General features: G+C 74.4%; 17 protein-coding genes. 10 read left to right on the top strand and 7 right to left on the bottom strand.

Annotated features, from left to right (window positions below):
- Positions 1-12: 12 nt before the first annotated feature.
- The 3 genes from AFE02nite_RS06285 to AFE02nite_RS06275 form a co-directional block, all read right to left on the bottom strand.
- Positions 13-1,170 (bottom strand): HNH endonuclease signature motif containing protein, encoded by a 1,158-nt coding sequence (locus tag AFE02nite_RS06285; protein WP_034247997.1) that lies wholly within the window; start codon positions 1,168-1,170, stop codon positions 13-15.
- Between the two features lie 636 nt (positions 1,171-1,806).
- Positions 1,807-2,751 (bottom strand): AEC family transporter, encoded by a 945-nt coding sequence (locus AFE02nite_RS06280; protein WP_034250030.1) that lies wholly within the window; start codon positions 2,749-2,751, stop codon positions 1,807-1,809.
- Positions 2,646-3,272 (bottom strand): hypothetical protein, encoded by a 627-nt coding sequence (locus AFE02nite_RS06275; protein ID WP_146819217.1) that lies wholly within the window; start codon positions 3,270-3,272, stop codon positions 2,646-2,648. The genes AFE02nite_RS06280 and AFE02nite_RS06275 overlap by 106 nt, the downstream gene beginning before the upstream one ends.
- 96 nt (positions 3,273-3,368) lie before the next feature.
- Between AFE02nite_RS06275 and AFE02nite_RS06270 the strand changes: the two genes are divergently transcribed.
- Complete coding sequence (locus AFE02nite_RS06270; protein WP_052113441.1) at positions 3,369-3,830, top strand: DUF6194 family protein; 462 nt, start codon at positions 3,369-3,371, stop codon at positions 3,828-3,830.
- 63 nt (positions 3,831-3,893) lie between these two features.
- The gene (locus AFE02nite_RS06265; protein WP_034243921.1) at positions 3,894-4,781 is read left to right on the top strand and encodes a fructose bisphosphate aldolase; all 888 of its coding nucleotides are present in this window, start codon (positions 3,894-3,896) and stop codon (positions 4,779-4,781) included.
- Between the two features lie 51 nt (positions 4,782-4,832).
- Here AFE02nite_RS06265 and AFE02nite_RS06260 read toward each other — a convergent pair whose 3' ends face one another.
- The 3 genes from AFE02nite_RS06260 to AFE02nite_RS06250 form a co-directional block, all read right to left on the bottom strand.
- The gene (locus AFE02nite_RS06260) at positions 4,833-6,107 is read right to left on the bottom strand and encodes a glycosyltransferase (RefSeq protein ID WP_034243920.1); all 1,275 of its coding nucleotides are present in this window, start codon (positions 6,105-6,107) and stop codon (positions 4,833-4,835) included.
- A 31-nt stretch (positions 6,108-6,138) separates the two neighbouring features.
- Complete coding sequence (locus tag AFE02nite_RS06255; protein ID WP_034243919.1) at positions 6,139-7,035, bottom strand: SDR family oxidoreductase; 897 nt, start codon at positions 7,033-7,035, stop codon at positions 6,139-6,141.
- 85 nt (positions 7,036-7,120) lie between these two features.
- Entirely contained in the window at positions 7,121-7,993 is an 873-nt protein-coding gene (locus AFE02nite_RS06250) for an alpha/beta fold hydrolase (protein ID WP_034243918.1), read from the bottom strand.
- A 249-nt stretch (positions 7,994-8,242) separates the two neighbouring features.
- Here AFE02nite_RS06250 and AFE02nite_RS17315 point away from each other — a divergent pair, with 249 nt between their 5' ends.
- From AFE02nite_RS17315 to AFE02nite_RS06240, 3 genes are all read left to right on the top strand, one after another.
- Complete coding sequence (locus tag AFE02nite_RS17315; protein WP_222594329.1) at positions 8,243-9,052, top strand: hypothetical protein; 810 nt, start codon at positions 8,243-8,245, stop codon at positions 9,050-9,052.
- A gap of 40 nt (positions 9,053-9,092) precedes the next feature.
- The gene (locus AFE02nite_RS06245; protein WP_186814468.1) at positions 9,093-10,334 is read left to right on the top strand and encodes a J domain-containing protein; all 1,242 of its coding nucleotides are present in this window, start codon (positions 9,093-9,095) and stop codon (positions 10,332-10,334) included.
- 198 nt (positions 10,335-10,532) lie between these two features.
- The gene (locus AFE02nite_RS06240) at positions 10,533-12,074 is read left to right on the top strand and encodes a non-reducing end alpha-L-arabinofuranosidase family hydrolase (RefSeq protein WP_222594328.1); all 1,542 of its coding nucleotides are present in this window, start codon (positions 10,533-10,535) and stop codon (positions 12,072-12,074) included.
- Positions 12,075-12,158: 84 nt separating this feature from the next.
- Here the strand turns inward: AFE02nite_RS06240 and AFE02nite_RS06235 are convergent, their stop codons facing one another.
- Positions 12,159-13,211, bottom strand: coding sequence for a GGDEF domain-containing protein (locus AFE02nite_RS06235; protein ID WP_052113437.1), 1,053 nt, complete (start codon positions 13,209-13,211; stop codon positions 12,159-12,161).
- 322 nt (positions 13,212-13,533) lie between these two features.
- Between AFE02nite_RS06235 and AFE02nite_RS06230 the strand changes: the two genes are divergently transcribed.
- The 5 genes from AFE02nite_RS06230 to AFE02nite_RS06210 all read left to right on the top strand — a co-directional run bounded on the left by AFE02nite_RS06230 (position 13,534) and on the right by AFE02nite_RS06210 (position 16,774).
- Positions 13,534-13,818 carry a hypothetical protein gene (locus tag AFE02nite_RS06230; RefSeq protein ID WP_034243892.1) on the top strand — a complete coding sequence of 95 codons (285 nt, stop codon included), beginning with the start codon at positions 13,534-13,536 and terminating at the stop codon, positions 13,816-13,818.
- A gap of 88 nt (positions 13,819-13,906) precedes the next feature.
- On the top strand, positions 13,907-14,482 hold the full coding sequence (locus AFE02nite_RS06225; RefSeq protein WP_052113436.1) for a DUF305 domain-containing protein: 576 nt from the start codon (positions 13,907-13,909) through the stop codon (positions 14,480-14,482).
- 52 nt (positions 14,483-14,534) lie between these two features.
- The gene (locus AFE02nite_RS06220) at positions 14,535-15,344 is read left to right on the top strand and encodes a phosphatase PAP2 family protein (protein ID WP_261765489.1); all 810 of its coding nucleotides are present in this window, start codon (positions 14,535-14,537) and stop codon (positions 15,342-15,344) included.
- A gap of 60 nt (positions 15,345-15,404) precedes the next feature.
- Positions 15,405-15,983 carry an ArsR/SmtB family transcription factor gene (locus AFE02nite_RS06215; protein WP_034243890.1) on the top strand — a complete coding sequence of 193 codons (579 nt, stop codon included), beginning with the start codon at positions 15,405-15,407 and terminating at the stop codon, positions 15,981-15,983.
- Positions 15,980-16,774 (top strand): SRPBCC family protein, encoded by a 795-nt coding sequence (locus AFE02nite_RS06210; protein WP_034243888.1) that lies wholly within the window; start codon positions 15,980-15,982, stop codon positions 16,772-16,774. The genes AFE02nite_RS06215 and AFE02nite_RS06210 overlap by 4 nt, the downstream gene beginning before the upstream one ends.
- Positions 16,775-16,780: the final 6 nt, after the last annotated feature.

Genomic DNA, 16,780 nt, shown 5'->3' with positions numbered 1-16,780 from the left:
CGCCGGCCCGGATCAGCCCGTCAGCTCGAGCTGCTCCCAGGCCTCCTCGCCCCGCGCCCACGCCCGCCCGCCGGTCCGACGCCCCTCCGCGGGCCCCCCGCCTGATGGCGCCCCGCCCCGAGCCGCCCCGACCGGAGCCGCCCCGACCGGAGCCGCCCCGACCGGAGCCGCCCCGACCGGAGGCACGTCGAAGCCTGCGGGAGGTGCGTTGACCATCCGTCCGTCCCGACCCTCGAACCTGTAGCGCACCGGCTCGCCGAGCGCGCCACGTCGGGTCGGTGGGCGCCCGAGCCGGACGATGTGCAGGTCGACCTGGTGCACGACGTGATGGTGGTGGGTGCACAGGAGGACACCGTTCTCGACCGACGTAGGGCCGAGGTGTCGGTCCCACCAGCGGATGTGGTGCACCTCGCAGTACGCGGCCGGTACGTCGCAGCCGTTCCAGGCGCACTGCCGGTCTCGCACGATCACCGCGCGACGCTGCTGCCCGGTGTAGAGGCGCTCGCTCCGGCCGAGGTCGAGGGGCATCCCCTCCGCGGAGAGCACGATCCGGCCCACCTCGCTGTCGCACAGGACGCGCGCGAGCTCGGACATCGCCAGCGGCGTCCCGTCCTCGAGGGCGGCGGGCTCCACGACGTCCTCCACGGCAGCCGAGCCCCCCGGCCCGGCCTCAGTCCCCGCTGCCCCGCGCTCAGTGACCGCGCCCTGGGCCCGCTCGCGCTGGAGGCGCATCGCCTCGGCGAAGGTCTCGGCGGGCACGAGGATCGACACGGTCGGGCGGCCGGCGCTGCCGGTGACCCGCGCGTCGGCCGCGTCCTGGTCGACGTCCGGCAGGAGGGTGCCTGCCTGCGACACCCGGCGTGCGCGCACGCCCGCCATCCCCGTCGTCGCCCGCTCGGCGAGGGCGACGAGCGCGTCGGCATCGGCCTGTGGCTTGGTGCGCTCGTCGTCAGGAGCCTGACCGGTCGCGGCCAGCGCCACCCGGAGCGTCTCCGCGGAGAGGTGGTCGAGTCGTCCTCGGAGGAAGGTGCCCTCGGGCCGGTGGGACATGACGAAGAACCGCTCTCTGCGCTGCGCCGCGGCATCCCGTTCCAGATCGGCCGGGTCGAACGACGCCACGAGGCGCGCGGCCGCAGCGGTGAACTCGCGGACCGACTGCCGCTCGGCCATCCGGACCAGCCGCTGCTGCGTCTCGGGGCGCCCAGCTCCGTCGCGGCGCGTGCCCCCGCCGTCTCTGCCACCCGCGCGAGCGCGTCGAGGTGGGGCAGCGGCATCCGGCCCGCCGTGACGCCGTCCGCCACGGCCGGCAGCGCGGCGAGGGTCTCGGCCTGCCGGACCTCCCGCCGCGCCTCGCCCAACCCGGTGCGCGCCACCCGCGCGCGGGCCGCCACGAAGTCGCGGTCGCCGGGCGCCACCGCACCGGGCGCCGCCTGGGTCGCCACGAGGACGGCAGCACGGAGCGTGGCGAGCGCCCCGGCGACCCGGTCGAGCCGGCGCAGGGCCAGCGCCCGCTCGCCCGCGGTCCAGGACGCGCTCCGTGCACCTGCCGCCGCGAGCGCGAGCGACTGCTCGACCAACGCCTCGAGTCGAGCGAGCACGACGGTCCCCGGAGGCGTCGCGCCGGGCCGGCCATCGGGTTCGTACACGTGTATGATTCTAGGCCTTGTCGAGCATCCCTACAAGCCTCTGACCTGCGCAAACGTATCCACAGGCGTCCCGCCGCCCTCGCGTTTCCACAGGGCTCCGGGACCGTCTCCAGCCGACGGCCCTCAGCCCCCAGCCCCCAGCCCGGCCCGCACGCCCGCCCTACGCGACGCCCAGCACGGCGAGGACGGCGATCACCGCGATGGACACCGCCGTGGACAGGGTCAGCACGCCCCCGACGAACGCCGCGTTGCGCCGGTGGTAGACCGGGATGACGAACGGCGCCGGCAGCACGAACAGCACGATGGCGGCCCGCGCGTACCACTCCGAGAAGCCCAGGGCCGGCACCAGCAGGAGGGCGACGGCGAGGCCCAGGCCCAGCCCGATGGCCGTCCGGAGCGCCACGATCACGACGACGGCGCGGTCGCGCGGGACGCCGTCGGCCAGCGAGGCGCCGATCACCAGGCAGACCAGCGGCGTGGTCAGTCCGCCCACCATGTCGATGAAGGGTGCGACCAGACCGTCGCTGGCGCTCAGCTCGGCGGCCGCGCCGGGCGCGACGAGCGCGATGGTCAGCCCGGCGGCGATCGCCCACAGGACGGGGTTCACGGCGAGGTCGCGCCACGGGAAGGACGGTCGCCCGACGGCGCCCCGGTCGCCCGCGGCGCCGTCCCGGAGCATGCTCATCTGCACCATCAGCACGGTGAACACGTACACGACCTGACCCATGTCGAGCGCCGCGAACGCGGGCAGGTGCTCCGAGGAGTGCAGGGCGACGAACAGCGCGTAGCCGAGCATGCCCGCCTCGAAGCCCTGGAACAGCAGGCGGGTCTCGGGCCTGGGGAGCCGGGCGACCCGGGTGAGCAGCACGCCCAGGCCGCCCATGACTGCGCAGAGTGCGAAGACGACGGCGGCCAGGGCCGCGTTGCGCCCGTCCGGCTCGAGGCGCACGAACGCCCCGAACAGCAGCACCGGGAGCGACAGCCGGGTGATGAGCAGCTTCAGGCCGTCGACGGCGCCGGTAGGCAGCAGGCCACGCCGTGCCAGCAGTACGCCCGCGACCCCGAGGACGGCGATCGCCACCAACGACCCGGTCGCCTGCGCCATCGCCCCGCGTCCTCCTCGTGCCGGTTGCGTCGCACGGTACCGGCGCGGTGCGAGCGGCCGGTGGGACCGGTGGTACCGCGGGGCGCGGAGCGGTCGGGCGGGTGCGCGCCCCGTGGTGGCTCAGCCGCCGCGCCCGACGCCGGCCCCGCCGTCCGCCCCGCCGTCCGCCCCTGCGCCGTCGCGTCGGACGGGCGGACCGTGCGCATCGGCTCACGCGCGATGGCGTCGGCCGCCTCGCGTGCGAGCCGCACGGCCGCGCGTTCGGCGGACAGCCGGCCGTGGACCTCGTCGAGCCGCGCGGCGAGGCGCTCGACGGGCTCGGTCCGGGCGGTCCGGACCAGCGTCCTCGCCTCGACCGGCCCGACGGCGGTCGTGAGCGCGCCGTACGCCTCACCCCAGCGCACGTGGGCCTCGGTGTACCGCCGGTACCCGGACGCGGTCCGCCCGGCGGGGGGGCAGGACGCCGTCCCGCTCGAGGTCGCGCACGTGCTGGACGGAGCGGCCCAGGCGCCGGGCGACATCGACCGTCCTCAGCGCCCGTTGGCGACTTCGCTCGTCCACCCGAGCACGGTACGGCCCGTGACCCTCCACAAGGACGTCAATGTGACGCTCGAACCATGGACATCGAGGAGATCGTCGATCACGTCACCGGGCTGGGCGGCGTGCTGGTGCTCCGGCCGCAGCGCGGTGACGGCACGCCCGAGATCGCCTGGGGCGACCTGTTCTTCTTCGACGCGCCGGACGGCCGGGTTCCCCACGGCCAGCCGTTCGCGACGGTCGTCACCAAGCCGTACCCGGACGAGCCGCCGGACCCGCTGCTCGCCCGGGCCGGCTCGATCCGCTTGAACGTCGACGTCGGCCGCGCGGCCGCGGCCGAGCTCGTCCCGGAGCCCACCGCGACGGCCGGCAGCCCAGCCCCCGGTCCCGACGCGTGGTTCCGGCACCCCGTCTACGGGGCGCTGGGCTGGGTTGCCGTCGTCGACCCGGGCGCACGCGGCGGCCCGTGCCCGGCGGGAGCGCCGGGAGGACCTCGCGCCGGGGCGCTGACCTCCTCTCGACGCCGACGGACGAGCGGATGATGATGGAACCGTCGTCAGGAGCGGTCGCAGGATGAGCCGACGAGCCCTCGGAGGCGGTTGACCATGGACGCGGAGCAGCTGGCCAGGTTCGAGCACGCGCGGGGGTTCATCGCCGCGCTGGACCAGAGTGGTGGCTCGACCCCGCGGGCGCTCGCCGCGTACGGCGTCGACCCGTCGGCCTACGCCACCGAGGCGGAGATGTTCGACCTCGTCCACGCCATGCGGACCCGGATCATGACGAGCCCGGTGTTCACCGGGGACCGGGTCCTCGGCGCCATCCTGTTCGAGCAGACCATGGAGCGCGAGGTCGCCGGGACGGGTGCCGCCGAGTACCTGTGGCAGGTCAAGCGCGTCGTCCCGGTCGTCAAGGTCGACAAGGGTCTGGCGGAGGAGGCCGACGGCGTCCGGCTGATGAAGCCGATGCCGGACCTCGACGACCTCCTCGCCCGGGCGCGCGCGCACGGCGTCTTCGGGACGAAGATGCGCTCCGTCGTCCTGCGCGCCGATCAGGCCGGGATCGAGGCGAACGTGGGGCAGCAGTTCGAGGTCGCGCGGCGCATCCTGGCCGCGGACCTCGTGCCGATCATCGAGCCGGAGGTCGACATCCACAGCCCGCAGAAGGCCGAGGCCGAGGCGATGGTGACGGAGGCGATCGCCCGCGAGCTCGACCGCCTCGACGACGGCGTGCGGGTCATGCTCAAGCTCACGCTCCCCGAGCGGGACGACCTCTACGCGGACCTGGTGGCGCACCCGCGCGTCCTGCGCGTGTTCGCCCTGTCCGGGGGCTACTCCCTCGAGGAGTCGGCTGCCCGCCTCGCCCGCGCCCACGGCGTGGCCGCGAGCTTCTCCCGTGCGCTGACGGAGGGCCTGTCGGTCCACCAGACCCAGCCGGAGTTCGACGCCGCGCTCGACGCCGCCATCGCGACCATCTACGCCGCGTCCATCACCTGAGCTGCGTGCCCGGCGGCCCGCAGGACGGTCGTGCCGCGGGGCGCGCGGGCCTCACGGCAGGTGGGCCTCGAGCAGGTCCGCCGCGGTGCGCGCGCCCCCCAGGGACCTGAGCTCGGCGCCGAGGCGCGCGGCCGCGCGGCGGTACCTGGGCTCCCCGAGGACGGCTCGGCACGCCGCCCGGACCGCCGACGCGCGGGGCGTCCCGGTCCGCAGGTCGACCCCCGCGCCGTGCCAGGCCACGCGCGCGGCCACCTCGGGCTTGTCGAGATCGCCGCCCGCCACGACGAGTGGGACGTCGTGACGCAGGGCCTGCAGCACGCCGCCATAGCCCCCGTTCGTGACCACGAGCGACGTCCTCGACAGGAGCTCCGCGTACGGCACCATCGGCGCCACGCGCACGTTGGCCGGGAGCGGTCCGGGCAGCGGATCGGTCCGGTGCCCCAGGCCGACGACGACCAGGACCTCCTCACCGGCCAGCGCCTCGATCGTCGGCAGGATCAGGTCGTGGGCGTCCACGTGCGCGGTGCCCTGCGTCACGTGCACCACCGGGACTGACGCGCGCACGACGTCGTCCCACCAGTCCGGTAGGGCGCCCGGCGGGGTGGGGGCGCCGTCGTCGGTCAGGTCACCGGCGAAGTGGATGTGCGCGGGCAGGTCCGTGCGCGGGTAGTCGAGGCCGGCCGCGCCGGCGGCGACGACGAGCTGCGGCGAGTACCAGAGCGTCGCGAACGACTCGCGGTCCGGCGCCAGGCCCGCGGCGCGCCGCGTCCGCTGGTACACGCGGGCGAGCGACCGGCCGGCAGCCCGCGAGGCGGCGCCGAGCACGGCGTCGCGCACCGTCCCCACGACGCCGCTGCGCGGCGTGAGTCCGAGCCCGGTCGGCGGGATGCCCTTGCCCGGGAGCCAGACGGCGATGGGGGAGACCGTGGCCCATCGGCCACCGAGACGCTCCGCGGCGAAGCGGGTGCCGAGCGCCATCGGGTCACCGGCGAGCAGGTCCCAGGGCTGGTCGTCGTGGGCGGCGAGCAGGTCCTCGGCCTGCGCCGGGGCGGTGCCGAGAAACAGGTCCTCCAGGTTGATCAGCAGCTGGCGGGCGCCCTTGCGTTCCTGCATGCGGGGGAACGTCGCGGCGTAGTCGCGCTCGTCGAAGTCGGGCGCCGCCTGCCACGGCACGCCCCGCGCGCCGACCTCCTCGAACAGCGCGACGTACGACCGCCCGGTGTACACGCGCACGTCGTGCCCCCGGCGCACCAGCTCGCCGGCCACGGCGCGGATCGGGCGGGCGTGCCCGGCGAACGGCATCGAGGTCAGCAGGATCGAGGCCATGGGGGCGTGTGTCACGGGCGGTCGGCGCGCCTCACGGCACGTTCGCGCCGCCGTTGACGTTGATGACCTCGCCGACGACGAAGCTCGACTCCGGCGAGGCCAGGAACACGTAAGCGGGCGCCTGCTCCACGGGCTGGGACGTGCGCCCGAGCCAGGACGAGTCGCCGAACCCGTCCAGCTTCTCCGGCGGCTGCCCGTCCGAGACCTGCAGCGGCGTCCACACCGGGCCGGGCGCGACCGCGTTCACGCGGATCCCGCGCGGCGCGAGGTCGGCGGCCAGCGCCTTGGTGAAGCCGATGATCGCGAACTTCGTCGAGGCGTAGTTGATGATCATCGGTGACGGGTTGTAGCCCTGGACCGACGTGCTGTTGACGATCGTCGCGCCCGGTGGCAGGTGGGGGAGCGCCTCGCGCGTGATCCAGAACATCGCGGTGAGGTTGGTCTGGATGGTCCGGTCGAGGTCGGCCTCGTCGAGCTCGTCGAAGGTCTGGTGGTACACCTGGTGCGCCGCGTTGTTGACCAGGATGTCAAGCCCGCCCAGGCCCTCCACGGCCTCCGCGACGAGCCGGCGGCACCAGTCGCGGTCGCGGATGTCGCCCGGCAGCAGCAGGCAGGTGCGCCCCTCTGCACGCACGACGGCGGCGATCGCCTCCGCGTCGACCTGCTCCTCGGGCAGGTAGCTGAGCGCGACGTCGGCGCCCTCGCGCGCGAAGGCGATCGCGACGGCCGCGCCGATGCCCGAGTCCCCACCCGTGATCAGGGCCTTGCGGCCAGGCAGCCGCCCGGTGCCGCGGTAGGAGGTCTCGCCGTGGTCGGCCTTCGGGTCGAGCTCGGCGTCGAGGCCCGGCAGGGGCTGCCACTGGGCGTGCGGCTTGGGGTGGGCGTGACGCTCGACGGGGTTGTCGAACGTGAGCTGGTCGGGGGCCATCGGTGTCTCCTTCGCCGGGGGGACCGCCCGACGACCATAGGTCAGGACGATTCCGGAAGAAATACCCGCGTGGACCCCGCGGTTCTCAGCCGTGCTCGGCGAGCACCTCGCGGAGACGCGCCGCGAACGCCTCGGGCTCGCCGACCTGGCCGTACTCCCCACCCAGGAACCCGCCGTGGTCACCCGGGAAGGACGTCAGCCCGACGCCGAGCGCCTCGGCGAGGGCCGCCGTCGTGCGCCCGGTCACCGTGTCGCCCGTCTTCTCGCCGACGGCGAGCACGACGCGCGTCGGGGCCGCACGGAGGGCGGCGACGTCGGGCCGGAACGCGCTCACCGGCGCCGACGTGCCGGACAGGAGCGGGTCGTCGCGCTGGCCGTCGTCCTCGGTGGGCAGGCCGAACACCTCGGGCCCGGGCAGCTCGCGGCCGAAGTCCGCGGGCACCTCGCCCTCGATCGAGGTCATGGCGATGAAGGCCGCCATGCCGGCGCCCCAGCCGCGCTCGTGGTAGATCCGCGTGACCAGGGCGCTCGCGGCGAGCGCCGCGTCGGCGTCGGGCAGCAGGGCCATGACGGGGGGCTCGTGCGCGACGAACGTGACGAGGTCGCCCGGGTGCGCGGCGACGAGCGCGAGCCCGGCCACGGCGCCCCCGCTGCTGCCGAAGAGGTCGACCGGCCCGACGCCGAGGTGCTCGACGAGCCGGTGCAGGTCGTCGGCCTGCTGCTCCGGGCGGTGCTCGCTCCCGCCGTCGTGGCGGACGCTGCGGCCGAGGCCGCGCGGGTCGTAGGTGATCACGGGGCGATCCGGGACCAGGGAGGCGAGCGTGCCGAAACCCTCGGCCGTCATCGGCTGCCCGATCACCAGGAGCGGCCGAGGGCCGTCCGGGGTCGGCAGCGGGCCGTGCACGTCGTAGGCGAGGGTCGCGCCGGGGACCTCGAGGGTCGTGCTGGTGCTGGTCATCGCTGGTCTCCGTTCGAGGGTGGTCCGATGCTGGGTCGCGGTGCCGGGTTCTCCACGGGGCTGCTGCCTGGTACGACCGGCCCCGCGCCGCGAACTGATCGGGGCAGCACGCACGGTGGTCGACGTGCCCGGTTTGTCCACATGACCCTTTCGGCCCTTGTTGCCACGAGCATGCACCGCCAGGATCGCGTGCGGCGGTCGTCGGTGCGGCGGATCCTCGCGGCAGCGACCGGTCAGGGGGTGGAGCAGGTGGGGGACGCATTGGTGCCCCGTCGCGGCGCCGTCGTCGCGTACGGAGGCGGCGCGCCGGCGGCGCAGAGCACGGCACGCATCTCGTTCGAGGGCCGGATGATGACCTGGGCGGACCTGCCCGAGGCGGCGCGGCGCGCGGCGCACCGCGCCTCGCCCGTCGTGGCGGAGTCCGTGGAGTCCGCACGGCTGCGATGGGAGAGCTCGGGGCTCGTCGAGGTCGCCGTCGGGTGGCGCGTGTACGAGGACGCCGTGGTCGTGGTCGAGGCGGTGCGGCCGGTGGTGCCCAGGGCGTCGCGCTGGCCGAAGGCGACGGGCCCGTGGGAGCACCGCGGCACGCACGTCGCGCCGGTCGCGGCGCCCGTCCGGCGCCGTCGAGGCGTCGTGCCCGTGGCCGGAGAGCTCGCGCGCGCGTTCGACGGGTGCAGCGTCCCGGCGGGGTCCGCCGCGGGTGCTGCGCTCGGTGCCGTGCAGCCTGAGCACCGCGGGGCGGCCGAGGCGTGGAGCTACCTGCCGCAGGTGGTGCGTGACGCGGCCGAGCGGCTCGTGCCCGCGCCGACGACCTGGCTCGGGCAGATCCTCCAGCGCGCCACCCGGAAGGGCTTCCCGGTGAGCCAGGAGGTGCGCGTGCTCCGCATGGGCGACGAGCGCGCCGTCGTGCTGCTGGGTGCGCGTGCGCTCGCGCCGATCCCCGGAGCCGACGCGGCGTTCCACGTCGCCCAGATGGCGCGCGTCCCGTGGACGGTGGAGCAGGTGGGGCTGGACCTCGGGGCGGCGCGCGTGGCCGGCCACCTGCACGCGACGTCGTGAACGAGCACGCGGTGAACCAGCACGCACGGACGTGCGGGTCGTGAACCACTACGAGCGCCTGGGCGTGGCCCGCGACGCCGTCGAAGGCGAGGTGACCCGGGCGTTCCGCCGGATGGCGCGCACCACGCACCCCGACGTCGGCGGGGACGCCGCCGCGTTCGCCGAGCTGCTCGAGGCGTACCGGGTGCTGCGGGACCCGACCGAGCGCGCGGCCTACGACCGGGCCCTCGACGACGTGCCGCCGGCCTGGGAGGACGTGGACTGGGGCGTCGAGGTCACCCCGCACGGCGTCGTGCACCGCGACGGCGGCGTCCCGCGCGAGGGCGGCTCTCCGGGCGAGGGCCGCGACAGACCGGGCGGCGGCGACGGACGGGACGGCGGTGACGGGCCGGACGGTGGGCCCGTCGTGCTCGACCCATTCGTCGGCCCACCTCTGCGGCTGCCCGACCCCATGGATCCGCGCGGCTTGCCGCCGATCCCGGTCATCCGGCCGGGGCCCGGTGAGTGGGCGGCGGCGGTCCTGTCCGTGTTCCTGGTCGCCGGCGCGATCCTCCTGATGGCGCTCGTCCTCGCCGACATCGGGCCCCCGGCTCCGCCGCCGCCGCGGCCGGTTGATGGGAGTTGGCTCGGGATGCCGCGCAGCGCGAGTTCTGACTCGGGTCCCGAGGGCTACTTCGCCATCTGGCTCCTGCTGCTCCCGGTCGCGTTCTCCCTCCACATCAGTGTCCACAGGACGTCCAAGCAGGTCCTGGCGTGGCTCGCGACCATGGCAGCCTTCTGCATGCCCTTCGGGCTGTTCGATGCGGCGGACGCTTCCCCGAAGGCGGGTGCGGCCGTCTTCGTGGCCGCGCTCGCCGTGGCCGCGACCGTCGCCTGGGCGCAGAGCGTCGTCCTGCGGCGCACGCACCCTGACCTGCTGGCCGCGCTGTGGCAGCGCGACCCGCGGTACCGGCTGGACCGGCACCAGCGCGCCGAGGAGTGGAACGCGATGCGCGAGGTGATGCAGCTGGGCTTCGACGTCGTGCTCGTCGGGCCCGCGCGCGCTCGGCCGCGCCCGTCGGGCAGCCGTGAGCGGAGACGGACCTGGGACCCGCGCACCGGGACGGAGACCGTGCGGACCCTCCCGGCCGGTGTCCCGCCGGGCTGGTGGCTCGCCCTGGACGACGACGGGCGCATCGTCGCCTCGGCCCCGCCGGGCGCCCCGGACGCGTGGCTGAGCGCACTGAGCGAGGCCCGTGGCGCGGCTCGCGGCGCAGCGCCGAGGCCGTCGGTGCGGGTCTGACAGCGAGGCGACCCGAACCGTTTAGGTCAGCCCCAGCCCCTCGGGTGCGCGTGCGTGCGCGGGCATTGTTAAGGCTCACATTCCGCGCCGGGGGCGGGCGCGAGGGCGGCGGGACGGCACCCGCCGGTCGGTGCTCTCGTCGGTCCGCGCGTCCGCGGCCGGCCCGCTTGGCGGCGGCCTGACTCGAAGGAGAGCAGCATGAGACCAGCACGTGGAGCGGACCTGCGGGCCCGGCCGGGCGGGCGTCGGCGCCACTGGGCGGCCGTGCTCGTCACGGCGGCCATGGCCCTGACGGCCGGCGCCCTGTCGCTGGCCACGGCGCCGGCGGCGTCGGCGGCGACGATCGACCCGAACGCGACGTACGTGCTGCTCAACCGGGGCAGCGGCAAGGCCCTCGACGTGTACAACCTCGCGACCAACGACGGCGCCCGGATCACCCAGTGGAGCCGCAACGACGGCGCGCAGCAGCAGTGGCAGTTCGTCGACTCGGGCAACGGCAACTACCGGATCCGCTCGGTGCTGTCCGGCAAGGTGCTCGACGTCTACAACTGGTCGACGGCCAACGGGGGCGCCATCGTCCAGTACACCGACTACAACCAGGCGAACCAGCAGTTCCGCGTGCAGGACAACGGGAACGACTACGTGACCTTCATCAGCCGCCACTCGGGCAAGGCGATCGAGGTCCAGGGGGCCTCGACGGCCGACGGCGCGAACGTCGTGCAGTACACGAGCTGGGGCGGCGCGAACCAGCAGTGGCAGCTCGTGCGGGTCGACGGCGGGACCACACCGACGCCGACGCCGACACCGACGCCGACGCCGACGGACCCGGCGTCGTGCGCCCTGCCCGGCACGTACCGCTGGTCGTCGAGCGGCGTGCTCGCGAACCCGCGCTCTGGCTGGGCCTCCCTGAAGGACTTCACCGTCGCTCCGTACAACGGCCAGCAGCTCGTCTACGCGACGACGCACGACTTCGGCACCTCGTGGGGGTCGATGAACTTCGGGCTCTTCAGCTCCTGGAACCAGATGAGCTCGGCGAGCCAGAACGCGATGCCGTTCAGCGCCGTCGCGCCGACGCTCTTCTACTTCGCACCGAAGAGCGTGTGGGTGCTCGCCTACCAGTGGGGCGGGCCGGCGTTCTCCTACCGGACCTCGACCAACCCCGCGAACGTGAACAGCTGGTCAGCGCCGCAGACGCTGTTCTCCGGCAGCATCTCGAACTCCTCGACCGGACCGATCGACCAGGCGCTGATCGGCGACGGCCAGAACATGTACCTGTTCTTCGCCGGTGACAACGGCCGGATCTACCGGGCGAGCATGCCGATCGGGAACTTCCCCGGCAGCTTCGGGTCGAGCTCGACCGTCGTCATGAGCGACTCGACGAACAACCTGTTCGAGGCCGTCCAGGTCTACAAGCTCCAGGGGCAGACCACGTACCTCATGATCGTCGAGGCCATCGGCTCCCAGGGGCGGTACTTCCGCTCGTTCACGGCCACCAGCCTCAGCGGCAGCTGGACGCCGCAGGCGACCAGCGAGTCCAACCCGTTCGCGGGCAAGGCGAACAGCGGCGCGACCTGGACGAACGACATCAGCCACGGCGAGCTGCTGCGGGTGAGCGCCGACCAGACGATGACGGTCGACCCCTGCAACCTCCAGCTCCTCTACCAGGGCCGCAGCCCGAGCTCGGGTGGCGACTACGGCCTGCTGCCGTACCGCCCGGGCCTGCTGACGCTCCAGCGGTAGCCGGCCACCGGGCGGGGGACGCGAGGCGCGCGCCCGCGTTCCCCGGCCCCGCGGTCGCGATGGCCGGAGGTTCCGGCCGGGCCGTCAGGGCGCCACGTCGGACGACGGCGGTTCGGTGCGGGTGCGCCGGCGGCGGTACATGTCCTGGTCGGCCAGCTCGAGGAGCTCGGGAAACGACGCGGCGTCGGCGAGCGCCGTCGCCAGACCGACCGTGACGTCCCCGCTCCACCAGTCGCGCCGGGCACGCCCGTCGGCGGCGACCGCGGCGACGACGCGGTCGTGCAGGGCGTCGGCGTCGGCGTCGGAGCCCACGCCGAGGACGACGAACTCGTCGCCACCCCAGCGCACGACGACGTCCTCCGAGCGCACGGCCACGCGCAGCGCGCGGGCGGTGTCGCGGAGGACCTCGTCGCCGAACTCGTGGCCGTAGTCGTCGTTGGCCCGCTTGAGCCCTCGCACGTCCAGGAACCAGACGCACACGGGTACGCCGCTCCGGTGTGCGCGGCCCCAGATGTCGGGGACCCGCGCGGTCAGTCCCTGCCGGCTGAGCAGGTCGGTGAGCGGGTCGGTCGTGCCGCGACGGGCGATCTCCGCCTCGGCCTCGGCGAGCTCACGCAGCAGCCGCAGACGCAGGGCGAGCAGCACGCCACCGAGCGTGATGGCCGCCGCGAAGGCGACGAGCCAGTCGCCCCGGTCTGCCTGCTGCTGGTCGGCCATCGCGAGGGCGGTGAGCGCGAAGATCAGCCCGCTCGAGGTCAGGTAGGGGAGCCAGGCGAACGACAGCGGCGCGTAGGCGGTGACGCCGATGAGCACGTACGTGAGGTCGGTCGCGTCGTGCTCCACGACGTACACGCGCAGGAGGTAGGCCATCACGATCGTGATCGACCCGCAGAAGAGCCACGGCGTGGCGCCGGCTGGCAGACGCGGATGGCGGAGCGCCCGGCCGAGGAGGGCCATGAAGACCGCCGTCCCGAGGAGTCCCGCGAAGTCGCCGGGGGGTGTCGACGGTGGCACCGCCATGTTCACGAGGGCGAAGAGGACGACGACGGTGCCCACCCACGTGAGCGTCCGGGGCGCGTCGCGCTGGGCGATACGCATGGCGAAGGCGTGGAACTCGGCCTGCGAGAGCTCGCCCATGATCGACCCTCCTGATCGAGGATTCGTCGGCGCGGCGGGGCCCGTCCAGTATCGCGCGAGTGTTTCGCCCGGGTGAACACCCGCTGTGAGCGCGGACGTTCGACGCGCGCGGTGATGTCTCGTGCAGGAATGGTGCAGAGCTCGGGCAGGTGCGCCGCGATGTGGGTCGCGCGTTGCGCGACGGCGTCAGACTCGCGCAGTGACTGCCAGCGCGTCACCGAACGCACCGTCCTCGGCGGCCTCCGCACAGGAGCGTCGGGCCGTCGGTGTCGCTCGGTCTGCGCGGCGGCTGTGCTGGGTGTGGATCGTGCCGCTGTGTGCGATGACCGCGGCGTGGGCCTCCGTCCTGTTCCTCACGGCAGGGTTCGCCGCCGAGGCGTTCGAGACGGACTTCACCGGCCGACCTGTGGCGATCGCGGTGGGTGCGCCGTCTGCGCTCTTCGCGCTCACCACCACGCTCGGGCTCGTCGTGGCCACGGCCGGAGGGCGGACGCTCGCGACCAGGGTGCCTCGCCTGCGCGCGGGCGCGGCGGCGGGTATCGCCGTACTGGCCGGCGGGATGGTCGCGGTGGGTGCGGTTGTCGTCCTGGGGGTCGTCGTCGGCTGACCGCTCGGACGCCGGCCCTTGGCCCCCTCGAGGTGCAGTCGTATGACCTCCTCCGTAGCGTCGGGAGTCCACGTGGGGAGGAGCAGCGATGGCGCGGCGCGAGGGCGCGAGCGAGCGCGGTGATCACATGACGGGCATGTACCTGCGGTTCGCCGCGATGATCCTGACGGCGATCGTCGTCATGTACGCGGTGATGTTCGTCGGCTCATGGCAGTGGAGCGACGTCCGGTTCAGTCAGAGCCGGGTGTTCATGGCCGTGACCATGGGCGGCACGATGGGCCTGGTCATGCTCGGCTGGATGCTGAACATGTACAAGAACGCGAAGGCGAACGTCGCCATCGTCGCCGTGAGCGTCCTGCTGCTGGGGGGCGGTATCGCGCTCGACCGGAGCCAGGTGACGGTCGACGACACCGCATTCATGAGCGCGATGATCCCGCACCACTCCCTCGCGATCACCCGTTCCGAGCGTGCGCAGATCGAGGACGTCCGCGTGTGCCGGCTCGCCGTCGGGATCATCGAGGCGCAGCAGCGCGAGATCGCGCAGATGGACTGGCTGATCAAGGACATTCGCGCGAACGGCCCGGCGACGACGGCGGCGGACGCCGCCGCGCGGGCCGTCCCGGACGTCCGGGGCACCTCGTTGCGCACCTGTCCGCGCGACTGACGGACGCCGCGGCGCGGTCGCCGCGTCCCCTCGTCGCTGCGAGGATCCGGGGGTGAGCGAACGGGAGCGCGCCGGGGGCGGCCGCGTGCGCGACGTCGTCGTCCGGGTACGCGCCCGGGTCGGGCTGCTGTGGGCGCGCCGCGGCGAGCTGCGCGAGCCGGACTCGCGGGCCGCCGTCGTCATCGGGCTCGTGCTGGTCGTCACCGGCGTCGTGGTGTTCTTCGCGGTCCTGCACACGGTGTCGGACGGCGACGGGCTGGCCGAGGCCGACCGTCCGGTGCTGCGCACGCTCGTCGCGGCCCGGGGCGCGCCGGTGACGGCGGTGCTCACGGCCGTGTCGCTGGTCACCGGGCCGAGCGTGCTGCCGGTCGTCGTGCTCGTCGCCGCCGCGGGCTGGGGGCTCGTGACGCGCTCCTGGTGGCAGCCGACCCTCCTGGCCGGCGGGATGGTCGCCTCGACCGTGCTCTCTCTGACGGCCAAGGCGGTGGTGGCGCGGCCGAGGCCACCGCTGGACACCATGTCCGTGCCGGGTTCGGAGTCCACGTACTCGTTCCCCTCGGGACACACGGTCGGCACCGCGACGTTCCTGCTGGTCGTGGGGTACCTGCTGTGGATCCGGCGGCCCGCGGTGCGCTCGCTCGTGTGGTGGGTCGTGGTCGCCGTGCTCGGCATCGCGCTGGTGGCCGGCAGCCGCCTCTACCTCGGCTACCACTTCGTCACGGACGTGGCTGCCGGCGCGGCCGTCGGTCTGGCGGTGCTCGGCGGCGTCGTCGTGGTCGACCGCCGACGCGCGGTGCGGGCGGCGCGCCTCACGAGGGCACCCGGCACCGGCGGCGACGCGGGCGCAGAACCGGCGGGGTGAGCGCGTCCGGGTGGTCGCCGGGCCCTTGACAAGAATCCTTGTCAAGGATGGACTGAGGGCATGCAGGACGTCGACGTCATCGAGAGCCCGGCCGCGGCCGCGGTCGCGCTCGACCCCATCCGGTCCCGGCTCCTGGGCGAGCTGGGCGTCCCGGCGTCCGCGGCGACGCTCGCCGCGCGGGTCGGGCTCCCGCGCCAGAAGGTCAACTACCACCTGCGGATGCTCGAGGCGCACGGCCTGGTCGAGCTCTCCGAGGAGCGCCGGCACGGCGGGCTCACGGAACGGGTCGTCCGCGCGTCGGCGGCCTCCTACGTGGTCTCGCCGGCCGCGATCAGCGCGGCGTGCGCGGACCCGGGCCACCAGGCCGACCGGCTCTCTGCCGGGTACCTCGTCGCCCTCGCCGGCCGGCTCGTCCGTGAGGTCGGTGCGCTGGTCCGGCGGGCGGCCGAACCGGGGGAGCGCGTGCCCACCTTCACCGTCGACACCGTCATCGGCTTCCGGTCGGCCGCCGACCGCGCGGCCTTTGCCGAGGAGGCGACGGCCGCTGTGCTGGATCTTGCCGCCCGCTACCACCACGACGACGGCGAGCCGTACCGGCTCGTCGTCGCCGCCCACCCCCGACCCGAGGAGAGCGCATGAGCACGACGACCCCGTCCGTCCCGTACCGGCTCGAGTTCGCCGTCGAGGTCCCGGGAACGCCCGAGCAGGTGTGGCAGGCCCTCGCCACGGCGGCAGGCATGAGCGCCTGGTTCCTGCCCGCCGAGCTGGAGGAGCGCGAGGGCGGCGCCCTGCACTTCTCCATGGGGCCCGACATGGGCTCGGACGGGCACGTCACCGCCTGGGAGCCTCCGCATCGCCTCGTCTACCAGGAGGACTGGGCGGCCCTCATGGGCCAGGACGCGGACGCGCTCAGCCCTCTGACCTCGGAGTTCGTCGTCGAGGCGCAGTCCGGCGGCACCTGCGTGGTGCGGGTGACCAGCAGCGGGTTCGGGACCGGTGCCTCCTGGGAGGCGGAGTGGTGGGACGACATGGGTGCCAGCTGGGTGCCCCAGTTCGACAAGCTGCGGCTCTACCTGGCGCACTTCGTCGGCCAGCGGGCAACAACGATGGAGGCGGTCGCCACGCACTCGGTCACCGCTGAGCAGCTCTGGTCGGCAGTGCGCGAGGAGCTCTCCCTGGGCGCGCAGGGTGCACCGGTGAAGCTGCGAGGTACGACGGGCGTCGTGGAGCGGATCGGAGAGCGCGACGCGCTCGTCCGCCTGATGGGCCCGGTGCCCGGCCTCCTGCAGGCGACCGTGCACGCCATGGGCGACGCCGAGGCCATGGCCTTCGTCAGCGCGTACCTCTTCGCGCCCGACGCCGCGGACTACGTCCGGCGCGAGGAGCCGGCCTGGCAGGCGTGGTTGAGCGGCCTCGCCCTCCCCGAGTGACCGCAC

It is taken from the genome of Actinotalea fermentans, from assembly GCF_007991475.1.
Taxonomy (GTDB): domain Bacteria; phylum Actinomycetota; class Actinomycetes; order Actinomycetales; family Cellulomonadaceae; genus Actinotalea; species Actinotalea fermentans.
This window is presented reverse-complemented; position numbering and strand designations above follow the sequence as displayed.

Coding starts and splice junctions, on each gene's coding strand:
- AFE02nite_RS06270 (WP_052113441.1), top strand. CDS start 3,369: ATGGACATCGAGGAGATCGTCGATCACGTCACCGGGCTGGGCGGCGTG.
- AFE02nite_RS06265 (WP_034243921.1), top strand. CDS start 3,894: ATGGACGCGGAGCAGCTGGCCAGGTTCGAGCACGCGCGGGGGTTCATC.
- AFE02nite_RS06240 (WP_222594328.1), top strand. CDS start 10,533: ATGAGACCAGCACGTGGAGCGGACCTGCGGGCCCGGCCGGGCGGGCGT.
- AFE02nite_RS06250 (WP_034243918.1), bottom strand. CDS start 7,993: ATGACCAGCACCAGCACGACCCTCGAGGTCCCCGGCGCGACCCTCGCC.
- AFE02nite_RS06260 (WP_034243920.1), bottom strand. CDS start 6,107: ATGGCCTCGATCCTGCTGACCTCGATGCCGTTCGCCGGGCACGCCCGC.
- AFE02nite_RS06215 (WP_034243890.1), top strand. CDS start 15,405: ATGCAGGACGTCGACGTCATCGAGAGCCCGGCCGCGGCCGCGGTCGCG.
- AFE02nite_RS06225 (WP_052113436.1), top strand. CDS start 13,907: ATGGCGCGGCGCGAGGGCGCGAGCGAGCGCGGTGATCACATGACGGGC.
- AFE02nite_RS06235 (WP_052113437.1), bottom strand. CDS start 13,211: ATGGGCGAGCTCTCGCAGGCCGAGTTCCACGCCTTCGCCATGCGTATC.
- AFE02nite_RS06255 (WP_034243919.1), bottom strand. CDS start 7,035: ATGGCCCCCGACCAGCTCACGTTCGACAACCCCGTCGAGCGTCACGCC.
- AFE02nite_RS06230 (WP_034243892.1), top strand. CDS start 13,534: ATGACCGCGGCGTGGGCCTCCGTCCTGTTCCTCACGGCAGGGTTCGCC.
- AFE02nite_RS06285 (WP_034247997.1), bottom strand. CDS start 1,170: ATGGCCGAGCGGCAGTCGGTCCGCGAGTTCACCGCTGCGGCCGCGCGC.
- AFE02nite_RS06210 (WP_034243888.1), top strand. CDS start 15,980: ATGAGCACGACGACCCCGTCCGTCCCGTACCGGCTCGAGTTCGCCGTC.
- AFE02nite_RS06275 (WP_146819217.1), bottom strand. CDS start 3,272: ATGTCGCCCGGCGCCTGGGCCGCTCCGTCCAGCACGTGCGCGACCTCG.
- AFE02nite_RS06280 (WP_034250030.1), bottom strand. CDS start 2,751: ATGGCGCAGGCGACCGGGTCGTTGGTGGCGATCGCCGTCCTCGGGGTC.